This is a genomic window from Burkholderia aenigmatica (assembly GCF_048627025.1).
GTDB classification, from domain to species: domain Bacteria; phylum Pseudomonadota; class Gammaproteobacteria; order Burkholderiales; family Burkholderiaceae; genus Burkholderia; species Burkholderia aenigmatica.
This window is the reverse complement of record NZ_CP184468.1, coordinates 234252-249444: the sequence shown is the minus strand read 5'-3', so window position 1 is coordinate 249444 and position 15193 is coordinate 234252. Positions and strand designations below refer to the sequence as shown.

The window sequence follows — 15193 nt, the reverse complement described above, 5'->3', positions numbered from 1 at the left end:
CGGCAAGCGGCCCGCGCGACCGGTACAATCGCTCCTTTTAGCCGCCGGTGCCTCCATGAAAGTCACGCTCATTCCGGTCACGCCGTTCCAGCAAAACTGTTCGCTGCTCGTCTGCGAGAAGACGGGCCGCGCCGCCGTCGTCGATCCGGGCGGCGATCTCGACCGGATCGAACAGGAAGTCGCGCGACAGAACGTGCAGGTCGAGAAGGTGCTGCTCACGCACGGGCACATCGATCACTGCGCAGGCGCGAAGACGCTCGCGACGCACTACGGCGTGCCGATCGAGGGGCCGCAGGAAGAAGAGCGCTTCTGGATCGAGAAGCTGCCGATGCAGAGCGAGCGCTTCGGCTTTCCGGCCGCCGAAACCTTCGAGCCGGACCACTGGCTGAACGACGGCGACACCGTGCAGTTCGGCGACGAGACGCTCGAGGTCTATCACTGCCCGGGCCACACGCCCGGCCACGTCGTGTTCTTCAGCCGCGCGCACCGCGTCGCGATCGTCGGCGACGTGCTGTTCGCGGGCTCGATCGGCCGCACCGATTTCCCGCGCGGCAATCACGAGGATCTCGTCCGGTCGATCAAGGAGAAGCTGTGGCCGCTCGGCGACGACGTGACGTTCGTACCGGGCCATGGCCCCGTGTCAACGTTCGGCGACGAACGCCGCACGAACCCGTTCGTGTCCGACAAGGTATTCGGATGAACCAGACCGCCATCCCGGAAATCTACGTCAGCACCGACGTCGAGGCCGACGGCCCGATTCCCGGCCCGCACTCGATGCTGAGCTTCGCGTCGGCCGCCTATACCGAGGACAAGCAGCTGATCGCGACGTTCTCGGCCAACCTCGAGACGCTGCCGGGCGCGCAAGCGCACCCGGTGCAGGAAGCGTGGTGGAAGACCGAGCCCGAAGCATGGGCCGCGTGCCGGAAGGATCTGCAGGCGCCCGAAGCCGCGCTCGTCGCATACGTCGACTGGGTCGAGGCGCTGCCCGGCAAGCCGGTGTTCGTCGCGATGCCGGCCGGCTTCGACTTCACGTTCATGTTCTGGTACATGATGCGCTTCGCCGGGCGCTGCCCGTTCTCGTGGTCGGCGCTCGACATCAAGACGCTCGCGTTCGCGATGACGGGCCTGCCTTACCGCAAGGCGATCAAGCCGCGCTTTCCGAAGCACTGGTTCGACGACCATCCGCACACGCACGTCGCGCTCGACGACGCGATCGAGCAAGGCGCGCTGTTCTGCAACATGCTCGCCGACCTGCGCCGCCAGCAGGCCGCGCTCGCGGGCCTCGCGGTGTCGGACACCGATCGGTCGGAAGACGCAGGGGCGGGACAAATCCCCACGGATCCGCGAGCAAATTAGCGAATCTCGCTCAACAACGCGACGCCAGATTGCCTTTCCTTTCCCGGCCCTCTAACATTCAGCGTGTTGTAGCTGCCGCATGGAGGCGCAGGTGACGCTCGATTCCTTTTCGCAAAAAATCCTTCGCCTGTTGCAGCTCGACGCGCGCCGTTCGGTCCAGGAAATTTCCGACCAGGTCGGCCTGTCGAGCACGCCGTGCTGGCGCCGCATCAAGGACATGGAACAGTCGGGCGTGATCCAGCGCTACACGGCGCTGCTCGATCGCGAGAAGCTCGGCCTGCACGTGTGCGCGCTCGCGCACGTGCACCTGACCCGCCACAACGAGGGCGGCGTCGAGCAGTTCGAACGCGAGATCGCGACCTGCCCGGAAGTCACCGAGTGCTACAGCACGACCGGCGAGGCCGATTACATCCTCAAGATCGTCGCGCCGGACATCAAGGCCTACGACGTGTTCCTGCACGAACGCATCTTCAAGATTCCCGCGGTGTCGCAGGTGCGCACGAGCGTCGTGCTGCGCGAGATCAAGTTCGACACGCAACTGCCGCTGTAACACGCCGGCATGCGCCGGTGGCCCGCCGGCGCGGTGGCCGGCAGCGGGTCACGCCTGCGCGGGCATCGTCCGCGTGAAGCCGATCCGGCGCGCGCCGAACTCGCGCTTCAACGCGTCGGCATCGAGCCGGCCGGCCAGCGCCGCATCGGTGTCGTGCGGATCGCAGGCCAGCGTCACGTCGATCTCGAGCCCCGTACTCAGGTAATGCAGGTTGATCGCCGCCGCATGCAGCCCGCGCTGCGCGAGTGCGGCCTCGAGCCGTGCCGCGATCTCGCCGCGCGGCGGCAGCGCGAGCGCCGGACGGCGCGCCGCGTCGTTCTCGGGATCGACGTGGATCAATGCGTCGAGCACGCGCGGGTCGGTCAGCACGCGCGCGCGCGCGGTCTCGGCGATGTAGTGCCCTTCGGAGACGGAGATTTTCGGATCGACGAGGATGTGCGCATCGACGAGCGCGGCATCGCCCATCTTGCGCGTGCGCAGGTCGTGCACGTCGCGTACGCCGGGCGTCGCCGCGAGCAGCGCGCGGATCTCGTCCGTATCGGTCGTGTCGAGCGCGCGGTCGGAGAGGTCCTGCAGCGCGTCATAGCCGAACGTCCAGCCCATGCGCGCGACCATGAAGCCGACGATCGCCGCCGCGATCGGGTCGAGCAGCTTCACGCCGGCCAGGCTGCCGACGATGCCGATCGCGACGACGAGCGACGACGCGGCATCCGAACGCGCATGCCATGCGTTTGCGACGAGCATCGCCGAGCGAACGCGCCGCGCCTCGCGCAGCATGTAGCGAAACAGCGCCTCTTTCGATACGAGCACCGTCAACGCGACGATCAGCGCGGAAAAATGTACCGCCGGAATGTTTTCGAGATTAACGAGACGATCGCCGGCCCGCCAGAGCATGCCGACGCCGACCGCGATCAGGATCGCGCCGAGAAACAGCGATGCGACGGTCTCGTAGCGGCTGTGTCCGTAATTGTGGTCGGCATCCGGCGATGCGCCGCTATGCCGATTCGCAACCAGCACGACAAAATCCGAGATCAAATCGGAAATCGAATGCACCCCGTCAGCAATCAATGCCTGCGAATGCGCAATCGTGCCGACGACGATCTGAAATGTCGCAAGCACGACATTCAGCACAATACTGACGAACGTACTCTTGCGCGCAACCGCGTGCTTATCTGCGCTCTGCGCGTCGCCGGAAAACGTGGACATGAAATATGAGATATCGGTGAGCGATGCCCAATTCTATCAAGGGCGCCCCATGAATCCTGCCAATACCCACAAATTTCTTATTTAAATCAACCGCTTATGCGAACAGGTCGTATTACCATTCACACCGTATTATTACATTTTCATGACAACACAATGCGCGTGGCGGCCGCCGGAAACAAAAAAGCCGCGTTCCTGAACGGCACGCGGCTCTTTTGAAGAACAGGCAACTTAAACAGATGTTTAAATCGCGAACTGTTCGCGGTCCTTGCCCGCAATCCAGCGCGGCGGCTTGCCGCGGCCCGACCACGTCGCGCCCGTTTCCGGATCGCGGTATTTCGCGGCCACGCCTGCGCGCGGACGGCCAACCTTACCTGCCTTCGCGCGGCTGAGACCGAGTTCGGCGAGCGAAAAGCCGTAGTCGGCAATTTTCTGCTTCACGTCATTCAGCACTTCAGCGTATTCACGCGACTTCGCTTCTTCGATTTGCTTCTCCAGCTTCTCCCGCTGGGCCAGCAGGTCCTTGTAAGAAGACATAGTTTCCCTTTCTATCTGACCAATGGCGCCAGTCTGAGCCAGCTCACCATTCATGAAATATATGTGCCTCGGATTTTCGAAGGCAGAGATTAGCACAAAAAAGATTTGATAGAAGCGAGATTCATGAAAATCCTGAGATCAATTGAAAATCACGCGTGTCATTTTGACCGGTCGCGGCCTTTTCTCAAATTTTTACGTTCCTACACAGAGATTAGGACATTAGCCATTGTCTATTGGGCCTATCAACATACGCAATTACCCTGCATTCGGAAAAATCAAAGCTCTCATCGGACGACAGCTTGACGATTATCGGATGGCACGGTGCGCTAAACAGGCAAACCGCGGACAGACCCGCAACCGCGACGTCAGGTCACATCCCGCGCGCACGCAATCAGCCGCTCGCGCAATGCGCCCGCATCGGCCAATGGCGAATCGAACGGCGTGCGCACGCGACGGCCGTCATATCGCCAGTCGGCGCCGTGGCGATCGACGCCGAGCAATTCGAGCCCGTCGCGACGCGCAGCGCCGGCATCGTACGCGTCCCACAACGCCTGTTCTTCATCAAAGGCGAGCGGCGGCAACGCATCGAGCTGCGTGCCGTCGACCCAGCCCATGCGCCCGAAGCCGCCGATATAGCGCAGCCGCTCGACGTCGAGCGCCCAGAACGTGAAATCGCCGAGCGCGAGATAGCGCGCGGCATCCGGCTCGTAGCGACAGTAGCGCGCGGTAACGTGCGGATCGTCGCCGAGCGGTACGAACCGGCCGAGCAGCGTCGCGCGCTCGGCGTTCAGCACGTCGCCGCCGGGCGCGTCGACGACGAGGAAGCCCGCGCGCGGATCGGCAGCCAGATTGCGCGTGTGCTCCGCGAGGCCGCTCACGAGGATCACCGGACGATGGCTCGCATCGGGTGCAAACGGGACGACCGTCGGATACGGAAAGCCCTGCGGATCGCGCGCATGGGTGGCGAGCGTGCCGAGTGCGCAACGGTGCAGCAGATGCAGCGCGAGAGCGGGATCGATGTTCAAGAGGACTCCTGCGGTCGAAGGGCGGCGCGCCGGGCACGCCATGCGCTTCGATGTTACCCGCGGGCGCGGTGCGCCGCGCATCGGCCGAACGGCCTGTCCGGTCGACGCGGCCGAACGCGAGTCGCCGGGTAATCGCCGGATCCTCGTCCGATCGGCCAGCGCCCGGCAGGATCGTAAGCGATTCGATAGAATCGGACGGGTCCGACGGGCGCCGCGTGCGTCCGCGCTTTTTTTGACGAGCCTTGCCGTGTCCGAAGCATCCTCCCCCGAATCGTCGTCCCCGTTCGCCGCGCCGCCCGACGCGCATCGCAAGCTGTCGCTGCCGGCCCGCCAGCGCGCGCGCGCAGCGTCGATGGCGCTGTTCTTCGTCGCCGGCATGATGTTCGCGTCGTGGGGCGTGCATGTGCCGACCGTGCGCGACAAGTTCGCGCTGAGCCCCGGGCTGCTGTCGATCGCGCTGTTCGCGGTCGCCGTCGGCTCGATCGCCGCGATGCTGACCATCGCGCGCTGGATCGCGCGCGTCGGCTCGCGCACCGCATGCCTCGCGGGCGGGCTCGTGATGTCGGCCTGCGCGGCGCTGATCCTCGTCGTGCCCGACTACCCGCTGCTGCTCGCCGTGCTCGCGCTGTTCGGCTTCTCGATGGCGACGCTCGACGTCGCGATGAACGCCGAGGCCAGCGCGGTCGAAATCGCGATCGGCAGGCCGATCATGTCGTCGCTGCACGGCATGTTCAGCATCGGCGGGATGGCAGGCGCGGCCGCCGGCGGCGCGCTGCTGTCGGCCGGCATGGCGCCGGCCGTGCATCTCGCGCTCGCGGCGGCGACGAGCGCGACGGTGCTCGTGGTCGCCAGCCCGGCCGTGCTGCCGCACGTGCCGCACCACGAACACGCGCACGGCGGCGGCAACCGCTGGCGCTCGCCCGCCCTGTGGATGCTCGGCGGCATCGCGCTCATCGCGCTGATCGCCGAAGGCGCGATGTACGACTGGGCGACGGTCTACATGCGCGACGTCGTCGCGGCGAGCCCCGCGCTCGCGAGCGCCGCCTATGCCGCGTTCTCGGGCGGGATGGCCGTCGCGCGCTTCGCGGGCGACGCCGTGCGCGCCCGCTTCGGCGCGCCGCAGCTCGTGTTCGCGAGCGCGTCGCTCGCCTGCGCGGGGATGATCGGCGCGCTGCTGCTGCCGTATTCGGCCGCGGTGCTGACCGGCTTCACGCTGATGGGCCTCGGTCTCGCGAACATGATGCCGGTGCTGTTCGCGGCCGCCGCGCGCGTGAAAGGCATCCACGCGGCCGAAGGGCTCGCGCACGTGGCCGGGCTCGCGTATTTCGGCATGCTGTTCGGTCCGGTCGTGATCGGCGCGGTCGCGCAGGCCGCGAACCTGACGATCGGCCTGTCCGTCGTCGCGCTGTGCGCGGCGCTCGTCGCGGCCATCGCGCCGAAGGTGCTCGCGCGGCTGAAGATCTGACCGCGCGGTCCGCGCCGGCCCAAAAAGAAAACGCGCATGCGTTGCCGCATGCGCGTTTTCACCCCTTCTGTTGACCGCTTGTTGCGTTACATCTTCACTTCGTCGAGCAGCGACTTCTTGCCGTTCTTGTAGTTGTACAGCGAGATCACGCCGTGCTGCAGGTCGCCCTTCGAGTCGAACGTCGTCGTGCCGATCACGCCCGAGTAGTTCGTCGTCGGCATGGCTGCGAGGATCTTCGCCGGATCCGTCGAGTTCGCGCGCTTCATCGCATCGACGATGATGTACACGGCGTCATACGTGAACGGTGCGTAGATCTGGATCGGCTGGCCGAAGCGCTTCTCGTACTTCGCCTTGAACGCCGCGCCGCCCGCCATCTTCTCGAGCGAAGCACCGGCTTCCGAGCACACTACGTTGTCGGTCGCGTCGCCGGCCAGGTCGGCCAGCTTTTCCGTGCACACGCCGTCACCCGCGAAGATCTTCGCGCGCAGGCCGAGCTGCTTCGCCTGCTTCGCGAACGGGCCGCCCGTCGCGTCCATGCCGCCGTACATGATGGCGTCCGGATTCTCGCCCTTGATCTTGGTCAGAATCGCGCGGAAGTCGACGGCCTTGTCGTTGGTCGCGTCATGCGACATCACCTTCAGGCCGAGCGCCTTGGCCTTCTTCTCGAACTCGTTCGCGAGACCCTGGCCGTACGCGGTCGAATCGTCGACCACGGCCACGCTCTTGATGCCCTTCGAATGCGCGTAGTTCGCGAGTGCCGGGCCCTGCTGCGCATCGGTGGCCACCACGCGGTACGTGGTCTTGAAGCCCTGCTGCGTGTAGGCGGGGTTGGTCGCCGACGGCGAGATCTGCACGATGCCCGCATCGCTGTAGATCTTCGAGGCCGGGATCGACGTGCCCGAGTTCAGGTGGCCGACCACCGCGACGACCTTGTCGTCGACGAGCTTCTGCGCAACCTGCGTGGCCTGCCGCGGGTCGGCCGCGTCATCCTGCGGGTCGAGTTGCAGCGTGATTTTCTGGCCGCCGATCGTGAGACCCTTGGCGTTGATCTCCTCGACTGCGAGACGCGCACCGTTTTCGTTGTCCTTGCCCAGGTGTGCAATGCCGCCCGTCAAGGGCGCGACGTGGCCGATCTTGACGACTTGATCGGCGGCCGCGTTGCTTGCAGCTGCAACGCACAGCATCGCCGCGGCGGTGATCGGCAACAGCTTTTGCATCTTGATATTCATGTAAGTCTCCAGTTTCGGTCCCAATAAACGCCATCGCCCGGTGCCCCGCTGCCATCCCTGTGTTTGCAATCACTGGACGATTCGCCGGTTGCATCGTTCATGCACTTGGCCTCAGCACGTGAAAACGGCCGCTTTTAGCAGCTGCCCGCCCGTACTTGCGCGCAAGTGTAGGTGATCAAATTAATTTGTGGGACTTTTTTGGGGTAGTGGTATCACTACCGATATGCGCACTTTGGAATGACTACTCGAATATCGCTGCGAGCCCCGCCGGATAAGGGTTTCCGCTAATTCCTGGCGACTTGCTGAAAGGTCGTTTTAAAACATTCCCGGGGCATTTCGATTCGGTATTTTGTGCCCGTGATCATTGAATGAAACGCGCGTGACAACGCGCGTTTCGTCGTCCGATATGAACGATTCAGGCAGCCGCCGCACGCCATTCGGCATCGAGTGCGGCAACCAGTTGCGACGTCGTCAGCGCATCGCCGCGCCGCCGCGCGAGCGGCGCGCCCTGCCCGGCCCACAGCGACAGGTAATCGCCGTCGTTCGCGCGTGCGGCGGCCTGGCGCAGCGGCTGCGTCAGCGCGTTCTGCACCGGGTACGGCGCGGCATCGGCCACGCGTTCGCCGAGCCGGGCCATCAGCGTGTTGCGCAGCCCGCGCGCGTGGCGGCCGGTGATCGCGCGCGTGACCTGTGTCGACGTATCGGCACTCGCGAGCAGGCGCGCCTTCCAGTCCGCCGCGATCGCGCTTTCCGTGCAGGTGAGGAACGCGGTGCCGAGCTGCGCGCCCTGCGCGCCGAGGGCAAGCGCGGCCGCGATTCCGCGGCCGTCCATGATGCCGCCCGCGGCGAGCACGGGCAGGCCCGTCGCGTCGACCAGTTGCGGCACGAGCGCGAGCGTGCCGATCAGTGCATCGTCCGCGGAACCGATGAACGTGCCGCGATGGCCACCTGCCTCGGCGCCCTGCGCGGACAGCGCGTCGGCGCCGGCCGCCTGCCATGCGAGCCCCTCGGCCACATGCGTCGCGGTGCCGATCACGTAGGTGCCGGCGGCCTTCAGGCGCGCGACGTCGGCCGCATCGAGCACGCCGAACGTGAAGCTCGCAACGGGCACGCGCAACGCCACCAGCGCATCGAGCTGCGCACGAAAGTCGGGCGCGTAACGCGCGGGGGCGGTGCCCGGCGGCAACCCGAGCGTCGCGTTCAGCGGGTCGATCGCGGCCAGCGCGCGGGCCACGGTCGCCGCATCGGGCGCGGCATCCGGCAGGACGAACAGGTTGACCGCAAACGGGCGCTCGGTCGCCGCACGGATGGCCTCGACTTCGGTCGCGAGGCGCTCGGGCGCGAACGCGGCAGCGCCGAGACTGCCGAGCGCGCCGGCATTCGACGCGGCGGCGACCATCGCGGTCGTGGTCGCGCCGACCATCGGCGCCTGCACGAGCGGCAGGCGCAGGCCGAAGCGTTCGGAAAAAGGCGTGGAAAACAGACGGGCAGACATGGCGAATCCTTCGATGACGATGTGCGAAAGCGCTTTGTAAAGGCGGACACATCGACTCTATCGAAGCGGCCCAACGCCGAAAAATGAATAATCGAGATCGAAACGATCGCTGCGCGAGAAGCGGGCGCGTGCCCTGCACCGTCACACGATCGGTGGCACACTAGGCCGCCCTCTTTCACCCTCGGGGCGCATCGCGCACCCCGTTCGCCAGGAGTTCAGAACGTGACAGCCCAATGGATCGACATCCCGACCGGTAACGACAGCTTCGGCGGCTATCTCGCGCTGCCCAAGCGCGGCACCGGCCCTGCCGTCATCATCATCCAGGAGATCTTCGGCGTGAACTCGCACATCCGCGCGGTCGCCGACCAGTACGCGTCCGACGGCTTCGTCGCGCTCGCGCCGGACGTGTTCTGGCGCACGCAGCCGCGCGTCGAGCTGACCTACGAAGGCGCGGATCGCGACAAGGGCATCGAGCTGATGAAAAAGACCGACGTGGGTCTCGCGGTCGCGGACATCGGCGCGGCAGCCGATGCGTTGCGCGCGCGTCCCGAAGTGGCCGGCAAGGTCGCCGCGATCGGCTACTGCTTCGGCGGCCAGCTCGCGTACCGTGCGGCCGCGACCGGCAAGATCGACGCGGCCGTGGCCTACTACGGCGGCGGCATCCAGAACGCGCTCGACCTCGCCAGCAAGGTCACGCAACCGATCCTGTTCCACTACGCGGAGAACGACCACGGAATCCCGCTCACGGCCGTCGACCAGGTGAAGGCCGCATTCGCCGGCCACGGCGATGCGTCGTTCCACGTGTATCCGGGCGCCGAGCACGGCTTCAACTGCACGGATCGCGCGTCGTACAACCAGCGCGCGTCGGCGCTCGCACACGGCCGCACGCTGACCTTCCTCGCCGAGCACCTCTAAAATCGGCCGGCCGCGGGCCCCGCGCAGCGGGCCCGCGTTATGCTGCTGTCATCGCCACGAGTCACAACGGGGGTGACTGCGATGCACTCGGACTATCTCGCGCATGACGCGATCGGCCTCGCCACACTGGTACGCGAACGCAAGGCGAGCCCGCGCGAACTGCTCGACGCCGCGATCGGCCAGGCCGAAGCGGTCAACAGCGCGATCAACGCGATCGTGCTGCAGGACTACGAAGCCGCACGTCAGCGTGCGGCCGCCACACCCGATGGCGGCGCCGACGCGCCGTTCGCCGGGGTTCCCTATCTCGTGAAGGATCTCGGTGCGGCGGTTGCCGGCCTGCCGCTGTCGATGGGCAGCCGGCACTACCGGTACTTCGTGCCCACCGACGATTCGCCGGTGATCGCGCGAAGCCGCGCGGCCGGTCTCAACGTGTTCGGCAAGACCAACACGTCGGAAATCGGCCAGATGCCGTACACGGAACCCGAACTGTTCGGCGCGTGCCGCAACCCGTGGAGTCTCGACCACACGCCCGGCGGCTCGAGCGGCGGCGCGGCGGCGGCCGTCGCGGCCGGCATCGTGCCGGTCGCGCATGCGTCCGACGGCGGCGGCTCGATCCGCATTCCGGCGTCGTGCTGCGGGCTGTTCGGCCTGAAGCCGAGCCGCAACCCGGTGCTCGTCGACCTGCCGTCGAGCGGCGAGCTGGTGGTCCAGCATGCGGTCACGCGCAGCGTGCGCGACAGCGCGCTGCTGCTCGACGTGACGACCGGCCAGACCTTGCCGACCGGCGCACCCGGCACGTTCCTCGGCGAACTCGACACACCGCCCGGCCCGCTGCGGATCGGCCTCGTGCTCGACCCGATGCTCGCGCCGGCACTCGCCGACGACACGCGTGCGGCACTCGACGACGCGGCCGCGCTGCTCGAATCGCTCGGCCACCATGTCGAGCCGGCAACGCTGCACGTCAACTACGCGCGCGCGGCCGAAACCTTCCTGACGCTATGGGCGACGATCGCCGAGGAGATGGTGCTCGGCGCGCGCGCGATGACCGGCCGCACGCCGAAACGCGGTGAATTCGAAGCCGCGACGTGGGCGATGGCCGTGGTCGGCCGGCGCCTCGCGCGCACGCGCCTGCCGGACGTGCTCGAATGGCAGCGCCAGCTCACCGTGCAGGTCGCCGGCCTCGTGTCGCGCTACGACGCGATCCTGTGTGCGTCGCTCGCGGGCCCGCCGGTGAAGATCGGCGAATTGCAGCCGACGCCGTTCGAATCGGCCCAGATGAAGGTGCTCGCCGCGCTGCCGGTGAAGCCGCTGCTGAAGGAAATGCTCGCGAAGTCGTCGGAAAAGGCGTTCACGTGGGCCGGCTGCACCGAACTGTTCAACCTGACCGGCCAGCCGGCGATGTCGGTGCCGCTCTACTGGAACGCGCGCGGGCTGCCGATCGGCGTGCAGTTCGTCGCGCGTCACGCCGACGACGCGCTGCTGCTCAAGCTCGCACGGCAGCTCGAACAGGCGCGGCCGTGGTTCGACCGCCGCCCGCCGCTGATGCAGGCGCAGCGCTGACCCGCGGCGGCGCCCGATGAAAAAAGCCCCGCCGGCGGAACCGGCGGGGCTTTCGTTGGTGCTGCAGGCAGGCGCCGTGCTTACACGAGCCGTTCGCAGACCGTCTTCGTCGCCGCGGCCGCATTCAGCGTGTAGAAATGCAGCCCGGGCACGCCCGCGTCGACGAGACGCTGGCACAGGCCCGTGACGACGTCCGCGCCGAACGCGCGGATCGACTCGCGATCGTCGCCAAAGCTCTCGAGCCGGCGCGCGACCCAGCGCGGCACTTCCGCGCCGCACATTTCCGAGAAGCGCATCAGCTGCGAGAAGTTCGTGATCGGCATGATGCCCGGCACGATCGGCACGTCCACGCCGAGCTTGCGCACGTCGTCGACGAAGCGGAAATACGCGTCCGCGTTGAAGAAATACTGCGTGATCGCGGAATTCGCGCCGGCTTTCACCTTGCGTGCGAAGTTCTCGAGATCGGCCTTCGGCGAACGCGACTGCGGGTGGTATTCCGGATACGCGGCGACTTCGATGTGGAACCAGTCGCCATGCTCGGCACGGATGAAGCTGACGAGCTCCGACGCGTAGCGCAGCTCGCCGACCTCGCCCATCCCCGACGGCAGGTCGCCACGCAGCGCGACGATGTGGCGGATGCCGTACGAGCGGTACTGGTCGAGGATCGCGCGCAGGCTGTCGCGCGACGAGCCGATGCACGACAGGTGCGGCGCGGCCTCGAGGCCGTCCTTCTGCATGTCGAGCACCGTATCGAGCGTGCCCTGCTGCGTCGAACCGCCGGCGCCGAACGTGCAGGACACGAATTTCGGCTTCAGCGGCAGCAGCTGCGCACGCGTGGCGCGCAGCTTCTCGACGCCTTCCGCCGTCTTCGGCGGGAAGAATTCAAACGAGAGTTCGATCGGTTTCATGATTCGAAAAGATCAGCCGATGTCGCGCTGCCCGAAGATCAGCGCGGACAGCAGCCACGACACGATGCTGTACAGGATCGAACCGAAGAACGCGGACCAGAAGCCCGACACCTCGAAGCCCTTCAGCAGCGACGACGCGAACCAGAAACACAGCGCGTTCACGACGAGGATGAACACCCCGAGCGTGACGATCGTGACGGGCAGCGTCAGCAGGATCAGCACCGGGCGGATCACCGTGTTGATCAGGCCGAGCACGACCGCGATGATCAGCGCCGTGCCGAAGCTCTTGATGTGGATCGACGGCACGAGGTACGTGATGATCAGCAGCGCGAGCGCGTTGATGACCCAGGTGAGGATGACGCTCATGGAGTGCTCCGGTTCGGTTGTCGATCGGTACGATCAGTGGCCGCCGCCGGCCGCCGCGGGTGCCCGAAGGCGCGCCGCGGCAGCCGGCGATCCGCGCCGTGCCGCCGTACCGTGGGCGCGTCGGCGACGCGCGCACGGCACCGCGGCAGCGGCGCATCGGATCAGTAGCGGTAGTGGTTCGGCTTGAACGGGCCTTCCTTCGCGACGCCGATGTACGAAGCCTGTTCGTCCGACAGCACGGACAGGTTCGCGCCGATGCGCGCGAGGTGCAGGCGCGCGACCTTTTCATCGAGGTGCTTCGGCAGCACGTACACCTTGTTCTCGTACTCGGCGCCGCGCACGAACAGCTCGATCTGCGCGAGCGTCTGGTTCGCGAACGAGTTCGACATCACGAACGACGGGTGACCGGTCGCGCAGCCGAGGTTCACGAGGCGGCCTTCCGCCAGCAGGATCACGCGCTTGCCGTCCGGGAAGATGATGTGGTCGACCTGCGGCTTGATGTTTTCCCACTGGTACTGGCGGGTCGACGCGACGTCGATTTCCGAGTCGAAGTGACCGATGTTGCAGACGATCGCGTTGTGGCGCATCGCCTTCATGTGATCGTGGCCGATCACGTGGAAGTTGCCGGTCGCCGTCACGAAGATGTCGGCCTTGTCGGCCGCGTATTCCATCGTCACGACGCGGTAGCCTTCCATCGCCGCCTGCAGCGCGCAGATCGGGTCGATTTCGGTGACCCACACGGTAGCGCCGAGGCCGCGCAGCGATTGCGCGCAGCCCTTGCCCACGTCGCCGTAGCCCGCGACGACCGCGACCTTGCCCGCGATCATCACGTCGGTCGCGCGCTTGATACCGTCGACCAGCGATTCACGGCAGCCGTACAGGTTGTCGAACTTCGACTTCGTGACCGAATCGTTCACGTTGAACGCCGGGAACGGCAGGCGGCCGTCCTTTTCCATCTGGTACAGGCGGTGCACGCCGGTCGTGGTTTCTTCGGTCACGCCCTTGATGTGCGCGAGGCGCGTCGAGTACCAGGTCGGGTCCGCGTCGAGGTGCGTCGCGATCGACTTGTACAGCGCGACTTCTTCCTCGTTGGTCGGCTTCGCGATCACCGAACGGTCCTTCTCGGCCTTCGCGCCGAGGATCAGCAGCAGCGTTGCATCGCCGCCGTCGTCCAGGATCATGTTCGCGAATTCGCCGTTCGGCCATTCGAAGATGCGGTGCGAGAACTCCCAGTATTCGTCGAGCGACTCGCCCTTGAACGCGAACACCGGCGTGCCGGATTCGACGATCGCGGCCGCTGCGTGGTCCTGCGTCGAGAAGATGTTGCACGAGGCCCAGCGGACGTCCGCGCCGAGCGCCTTCAGCGTCTCGATCAGCACGCCCGTCTGGATCGTCATGTGCAGCGAACCGGCAATGCGCGCGCCCTTCAGCGGCTGCTGCGCCTTGTATTCGTCGCGGATCTGCACGAGGCCCGGCATTTCGGTCTCGGCAATGTTCAGTTCCTTGCGGCCCCAGCCGGCCAGCGCCATGTCGGCGACGACGTAATCGTTGGAAGCTTTGGAATCGATAATGGCGTTCATCACGCCCTCCTTTCTAAAAAGTTTCTAGATTGGTGACGTGAGCGCCGTTCAGGAAGCGGAGCCGGCGCGCATGCGCCGCACGGCTGCTTGGTGAAGCCTTCCGAGCCTGGCGAGCCGGAATGGCCCGTCGCAACGCTCCTCGGAAAACGGAGGGGATTGTAGCAAATCGGCGCGCGGAATGCGCAAGCGCCGCACACACGGCACTCACCCGGCCCAAGCGCGCGGCGTCGGCGCGCGCGGCCGTCAGGAAAGGGTCAGGACTCCGCGCCGACCCACGCCTGTTCGCGCAGCCGCGCGCGCAGGCGCGCGACGGCCTGGCTGTGCAGCTGGCACACGCGCGATTCGCTCACTTCGAGCACCGCGCCGATCTCGCGCAGATTCAGACCCCGTTCGTAGTACAGCGACATCAGCAGCTTCTCGCGCTCCGGCAGCCGCTCGATCGCCTCGACGAGCGCTTCGCGCAGGTGTTCGTCGAGCAGCGCCGACAGCGGATCGGCGTGATCGACGCGGTAGCGGTCGAGGAACGGCTCGTCGTCGGCCGCGCGGTCGAAATCCTCGTAATAGATCAGCTGGCTGCCGTGCAGGTCCTGCAGCATCCCCTGGTATTCGTCGAGCGGCATGTTCAGGTGCTGCGCGATCTCGGTCTCGCTCGCCGAGCGGCCGAGATGCTGCTCGACCTGGTGCACCGCGTGCTCGACCTCGCGCGACGTCTTGCGCAGGCTGCGCGGCAGCCAGTCGTTGCTGCGCAGCTCGTCGAGCATCGCGCCGCGGATGCGCTGGGTCGCGTAGGTCTCGAACTGCGCGCCCTGGTCTTCCTTGTAGCGGCCGGCCGCGTCCATCAGGCCGATCATGCCGGCCTGGATCAGGTCGTCGAGGTCGACGCTCGCCGGCATCTTCGCGACGAGCTGCAGCCCGAGGCGTCGCACGAGCGGCGCATATTGCGCGAGCACGTCGGCCTGGGACATCTTTCCTTGAGCGTTGTACATCATGGCTCTCTCCTTCCG

General features: G+C 66.5%; 15 protein-coding genes and 1 riboswitch. Of the genes, 6 read left to right on the top strand and 9 right to left on the bottom strand.

Annotation, left to right across the window (positions count from 1 at the left end; all coding sequences use genetic code 11):
* The first annotated feature begins 55 nt into the window (after window positions 1-55).
* The 3 genes from ACN8ZM_RS01125 to ACN8ZM_RS01115 all read left to right on the top strand — a co-directional run bounded on the left by ACN8ZM_RS01125 (window position 56) and on the right by ACN8ZM_RS01115 (window position 1906).
* Window positions 56-700, top strand: coding sequence for an MBL fold metallo-hydrolase (locus ACN8ZM_RS01125; protein WP_043185095.1), 645 nt, complete (start codon window positions 56-58; stop codon window positions 698-700).
* Window positions 697-1356 (top strand): exonuclease, encoded by a 660-nt coding sequence (locus tag ACN8ZM_RS01120; protein WP_043185094.1) that lies wholly within the window; start codon window positions 697-699, stop codon window positions 1354-1356. Before ACN8ZM_RS01125 ends, ACN8ZM_RS01120 begins: the two co-directional genes overlap by 4 nt.
* Window positions 1357-1435: 79 nt before the next feature.
* On the top strand, window positions 1436-1906 hold the full coding sequence (locus ACN8ZM_RS01115; protein ID WP_006477376.1) for an Lrp/AsnC family transcriptional regulator: 471 nt from the start codon (window positions 1436-1438) through the stop codon (window positions 1904-1906).
* Window positions 1907-1954: 48 nt separating this feature from the next.
* On the opposite strand, the gene ACN8ZM_RS01110 is transcribed toward ACN8ZM_RS01115, so the two are convergent.
* The 3 genes from ACN8ZM_RS01110 to ACN8ZM_RS01100 all read right to left on the bottom strand — a co-directional run bounded on the left by ACN8ZM_RS01110 (window position 1955) and on the right by ACN8ZM_RS01100 (window position 4671).
* The gene (locus ACN8ZM_RS01110; RefSeq protein WP_043185092.1) at window positions 1955-3112 is read right to left on the bottom strand and encodes a cation diffusion facilitator family transporter; all 1158 of its coding nucleotides are present in this window, start codon (window positions 3110-3112) and stop codon (window positions 1955-1957) included.
* Window positions 3113-3352: 240 nt separating this feature from the next.
* On the bottom strand, window positions 3353-3646 hold the full coding sequence (locus ACN8ZM_RS01105) for an H-NS family nucleoid-associated regulatory protein (protein WP_043185090.1): 294 nt from the start codon (window positions 3644-3646) through the stop codon (window positions 3353-3355).
* A 365-nt stretch (window positions 3647-4011) separates the two neighbouring features.
* The gene (locus tag ACN8ZM_RS01100; RefSeq protein WP_089449705.1) at window positions 4012-4671 is read right to left on the bottom strand and encodes a HugZ family protein; all 660 of its coding nucleotides are present in this window, start codon (window positions 4669-4671) and stop codon (window positions 4012-4014) included.
* A 247-nt stretch (window positions 4672-4918) separates the two neighbouring features.
* Here ACN8ZM_RS01100 and ACN8ZM_RS01095 point away from each other — a divergent pair, with 247 nt between their 5' ends.
* A complete protein-coding gene (locus ACN8ZM_RS01095; protein ID WP_043185085.1) occupies window positions 4919-6136 on the top strand; it encodes an MFS transporter in 1218 nt (405 codons plus the stop codon).
* An 86-nt stretch (window positions 6137-6222) separates the two neighbouring features.
* Here ACN8ZM_RS01095 and ACN8ZM_RS01090 read toward each other — a convergent pair whose 3' ends face one another.
* Together ACN8ZM_RS01090 and ACN8ZM_RS01085 are read right to left on the bottom strand one after the other, a co-directional pair.
* Window positions 6223-7365: a branched-chain amino acid ABC transporter substrate-binding protein gene (locus tag ACN8ZM_RS01090; RefSeq protein WP_043185084.1), complete on the bottom strand. Its 1143-nt coding sequence runs from the start codon at window positions 7363-7365 to the stop codon at window positions 6223-6225.
* A 415-nt stretch (window positions 7366-7780) separates the two neighbouring features.
* Entirely contained in the window at window positions 7781-8860 is a 1080-nt protein-coding gene (locus ACN8ZM_RS01085) for an NAD(P)H-dependent flavin oxidoreductase (protein WP_043185082.1), read from the bottom strand.
* Between the two features lie 222 nt (window positions 8861-9082).
* On the opposite strand from ACN8ZM_RS01085, the gene ACN8ZM_RS01080 reads away from it, so the two are divergent.
* Together ACN8ZM_RS01080 and ACN8ZM_RS01075 are read left to right on the top strand one after the other, a co-directional pair.
* The gene (locus ACN8ZM_RS01080) at window positions 9083-9775 is read left to right on the top strand and encodes a dienelactone hydrolase family protein (RefSeq protein WP_420210426.1); all 693 of its coding nucleotides are present in this window, start codon (window positions 9083-9085) and stop codon (window positions 9773-9775) included.
* Between the two features lie 81 nt (window positions 9776-9856).
* Window positions 9857-11335, top strand: a complete 1479-nt coding sequence (locus ACN8ZM_RS01075) for an amidase (RefSeq protein WP_420210965.1) — start codon at window positions 9857-9859, stop codon at window positions 11333-11335.
* Between the two features lie 80 nt (window positions 11336-11415).
* Here the strand turns inward: ACN8ZM_RS01075 and metF are convergent, their stop codons facing one another.
* From metF to ACN8ZM_RS01055, 4 genes are all read right to left on the bottom strand, one after another.
* Window positions 11416-12243 (bottom strand): methylenetetrahydrofolate reductase [NAD(P)H], encoded by an 828-nt coding sequence (gene metF, locus ACN8ZM_RS01070; RefSeq protein WP_043185076.1) that lies wholly within the window; start codon window positions 12241-12243, stop codon window positions 11416-11418.
* A gap of 12 nt (window positions 12244-12255) precedes the next feature.
* Window positions 12256-12609, bottom strand: coding sequence for a phage holin family protein (locus tag ACN8ZM_RS01065; protein ID WP_006477367.1), 354 nt, complete (start codon window positions 12607-12609; stop codon window positions 12256-12258).
* Between the two features lie 161 nt (window positions 12610-12770).
* Window positions 12771-14189: an adenosylhomocysteinase gene (ahcY, locus tag ACN8ZM_RS01060; protein ID WP_043185074.1), complete on the bottom strand. Its 1419-nt coding sequence runs from the start codon at window positions 14187-14189 to the stop codon at window positions 12771-12773.
* Between the two features lie 32 nt (window positions 14190-14221).
* Window positions 14222-14336, bottom strand: a riboswitch (S-adenosyl-L-homocysteine riboswitch).
* Between the two features lie 107 nt (window positions 14337-14443).
* On the bottom strand, window positions 14444-15178 hold the full coding sequence (locus tag ACN8ZM_RS01055; RefSeq protein WP_006484033.1) for an RNA polymerase sigma factor FliA: 735 nt from the start codon (window positions 15176-15178) through the stop codon (window positions 14444-14446).
* Window positions 15179-15193 lie beyond the last annotated feature (15 nt).

Bases quoted from the DNA above. Each gene is read 5' to 3' on its own strand.
- ACN8ZM_RS01125 (WP_043185095.1), top strand. From the start codon at position 56: ATGAAAGTCACGCTCATTCCGGTCACGCCGTTCCAGCAAAACTGTTCG.
- ACN8ZM_RS01120 (WP_043185094.1), top strand. From the start codon at position 697: ATGAACCAGACCGCCATCCCGGAAATCTACGTCAGCACCGACGTCGAG.
- ACN8ZM_RS01115 (WP_006477376.1), top strand. From the start codon at position 1,436: ATGGAGGCGCAGGTGACGCTCGATTCCTTTTCGCAAAAAATCCTTCGC.
- ACN8ZM_RS01110 (WP_043185092.1), bottom strand. From the start codon at position 3,112: ATGTCCACGTTTTCCGGCGACGCGCAGAGCGCAGATAAGCACGCGGTT.
- ACN8ZM_RS01105 (WP_043185090.1), bottom strand. From the start codon at position 3,646: ATGTCTTCTTACAAGGACCTGCTGGCCCAGCGGGAGAAGCTGGAGAAG.
- ACN8ZM_RS01090 (WP_043185084.1), bottom strand. From the start codon at position 7,365: ATGAATATCAAGATGCAAAAGCTGTTGCCGATCACCGCCGCGGCGATG.
- ACN8ZM_RS01085 (WP_043185082.1), bottom strand. From the start codon at position 8,860: ATGTCTGCCCGTCTGTTTTCCACGCCTTTTTCCGAACGCTTCGGCCTG.
- ACN8ZM_RS01075 (WP_420210965.1), top strand. From the start codon at position 9,857: ATGCACTCGGACTATCTCGCGCATGACGCGATCGGCCTCGCCACACTG.
- metF (WP_043185076.1), bottom strand. From the start codon at position 12,243: ATGAAACCGATCGAACTCTCGTTTGAATTCTTCCCGCCGAAGACGGCG.
- ACN8ZM_RS01065 (WP_006477367.1), bottom strand. From the start codon at position 12,609: ATGAGCGTCATCCTCACCTGGGTCATCAACGCGCTCGCGCTGCTGATC.
- ahcY (WP_043185074.1), bottom strand. From the start codon at position 14,189: ATGAACGCCATTATCGATTCCAAAGCTTCCAACGATTACGTCGTCGCC.
- ACN8ZM_RS01055 (WP_006484033.1), bottom strand. From the start codon at position 15,178: ATGATGTACAACGCTCAAGGAAAGATGTCCCAGGCCGACGTGCTCGCG.